Genomic DNA, 2,947 nt, shown 5'->3' with positions numbered 1-2,947 from the left:
CATATTATATGGTTAAGTCCTCGATCTATTAGTATTCGTCAGCTCCACATGTCACCATGCTTCCACCTCGAACCTATCAACCTGATCATCTTTCAGGGATCTTACTAGCTTACGCTATGGGAAATCTCATCTTGAGGGGGGCTTCATGCTTAGATGCTTTCAGCACTTATCCCTTCCGCACATAGCTACCCAGCTATGCCCTTGGCAGAACAACTGGTACACCAGCGGTGCGTCCATCCCGGTCCTCTCGTACTAAGGACAGCTCCTCTCAAATTTCCTACGCCCACGACGGATAGGGACCGAACTGTCTCACGACGTTCTGAACCCAGCTCGCGTACCGCTTTAATGGGCGAACAGCCCAACCCTTGGGACCGACTACAGCCCCAGGATGCGATGAGCCGACATCGAGGTGCCAAACCTCCCCGTCGATGTGGACTCTTGGGGGAGATAAGCCTGTTATCCCCGGGGTAGCTTTTATCCGTTGAGCGATGGCCCTTCCATGCGGAACCACCGGATCACTAAGCCCGACTTTCGTCCCTGCTCGACTTGTAGGTCTCGCAGTCAAGCTCCCTTATGCCTTTGCACTCTACGAATGATTTCCAACCATTCTGAGGGAACCTTTGGGCGCCTCCGTTACACTTTAGGAGGCGACCGCCCCAGTCAAACTGCCCACCTGACACTGTCTCCCGGGTCGATAAGACCCGTAGGTTAGAATTTCAATACAGTCAGGGCGGTATCCCACCAGCGCCTCCACCGAAGCTAGCGCTCCGGTTTCAAAGGCTCCCGCCTATCCTGTACAAACTGTACCAAAATTCAATATCAGGCTACAGTAAAGCTCCACGGGGTCTTTCCGTCCTGTCGCGGGTAACCTGCATCTTCACAGGTACTATAATTTCACCGAGTCTCTGGTTGAGACAGTGCCCAAATCGTTACACCTTTCGTGCGGGTCGGAACTTACCCGACAAGGAATTTCGCTACCTTAGGACCGTTATAGTTACGGCCGCCGTTTACTGGGGCTTCAGTTCAGAGCTTCGCTTACGCTAACCCCTCTCCTTAACCTTCCAGCACCGGGCAGGTGTCACCCCCTATACTTCGCCTTACGGCTTCGCAGAGAGCTGTGTTTTTGCTAAACAGTCGCTTGGGCCTATTCACTGCGGCTTTCCGTTAAGAAAGCACCCCTTCTCCCGAAGTTACGGGGTCATTTTGCCGAGTTCCTTAACCAGAGTTCTCTCGCACACCTTAGGATTCTCTCCTCGCCTACCTGTGTCGGTTTGCGGTACAGGCACCTTTTATCTCGCTAGAAGCTTTTCTTGGCAGCGGGGAATCAAAGACTTCGCTCCATAAGGAGCTTCCCCATCACAGCTCAGCCTTCACGATAAGCGGATTTGCCTACTTATCAGCCTAACTGCTTGGACGTGCACAACCAATCGCACGCTTCTTCTATCCTTCTGCGTCCCTCCATTGCTCAAACGATAAAGAGGTGGTACAGGAATATCAACCTGTTGTCCATCGCCTACGCCTGTCGGCCTCGGCTTAGGTCCTGACTAACCCTGAGCGGACGAGCCTTCCTCAGGAAACCTTAGGCATTCGGTGGACGGGATTCTCACCCGTCTTTCGCTACTCATACCGGCATTCTCACTTCTAAGCACTCCACCAGTCCTTCCGGTCTGACTTCACTGTCCTTAGAACGCTCCCCTACCACTGATACCATTGGTATCAATCCGCAGCTTCGGTGGTGTATTTAGCCCCGGTACATTTTCGGCGCAGAGTCACTCGACTAGTGAGCTATTACGCACTCTTTAAATGGTGGCTGCTTCTAAGCCAACATCCTAGTTGTCTAAGCAACTCCACATCCTTTTCCACTTAATACACACTTTGGGACCTTAGCTGGCGGTCTGGGCTGTTTCCCTTTTGACTACGGATCTTATCACTCGCAGTCTGACTCCTAAGGATAAGTCATTGGCATTCGGAGTTTGACTGAATTCGGTAATCCGATGAGGACCCCTAGTCCAATCAGTGCTCTACCTCCAAGACTCTTACACTTAAGGCTAGCCCTAAAGCTATTTCGGGGAGAACCAGCTATCTCCAGGTTCGATTGGAATTTCTCCGCTACCCACACCTCATCCCCGCACTTTTCAACGTGCGTGGGTTCGGGCCTCCATTCAGTGTTACCTGAACTTCACCCTGGACATGGGTAGATCACCTGGTTTCGGGTCTACGACCACGTACTAAACGCCCTATTCAGACTCGCTTTCGCTGCGGCTCCGCCTCTTCAGCTTAACCTCGCACGGGATCGTAACTCGCCGGTTCATTCTACAAAAGGCACGCCATCACCCGTTAACGGGCTCTGACTATTTGTAGGCACACGGTTTCAGGATCTCTTTCACTCCCCTTCCGGGGTGCTTTTCACCTTTCCCTCACGGTACTGGTTCACTATCGATCACTAGGGAGTATTTAGCCTTGGGAGATGGTCCTCCCAGATTCCGACGGAATTTCACGTGTTCCGCCGTACTCAGGATACATTCAAGAGAGAACGAAGTTTCGACTACGGGGTTGTTACCCTCTACGACGGACCTTTCCAGGTCGCTTCGTCTACCTCGTTCCTTTGTAACTCCGTATAGAATGTCCTACAACCCCAAGAGGCAAGCCTCTTGGTTTGGGCTATGTTCCGTTTCGCTCGCCGCTACTCAGGAAATCGCATTTGCTTTCTCTTCCTCCAGGTACTTAGATGTTTCAGTTCCCTGGGTCTGTCTTCCTTACCCTATGTATTCAGATAAGGATACCATACCATTACGTATGGTGGGTTTCCCCATTCGGAAATCTTCGGATCAAAGCTTACTTACAGCTCCCCGAAGCATATCGGCGTTAGTCCCGTCCTTCATCGACTCCTAGTGTCAAGGCATCCACCGTGCGCCCTTTCTAACTTAACCAAACTAAAAATTAAAAA

At 51.5% G+C, this 2,947-nt stretch carries 1 rRNA gene; it reads right to left on the bottom strand.

The window, feature by feature from the left end:
• Window positions 1-8 precede the first annotated feature (8 nt).
• A 23S ribosomal RNA gene (locus AC0L0O_RS29875) occupies window positions 9-2,930 on the bottom strand.
• Between the last annotated feature and the right edge of the window lie 17 nt (window positions 2,931-2,947).

The organism is Bacillus sp. GS3m_15504, from assembly GCF_055825275.1.
This window is presented reverse-complemented; position numbering and strand designations above follow the sequence as displayed.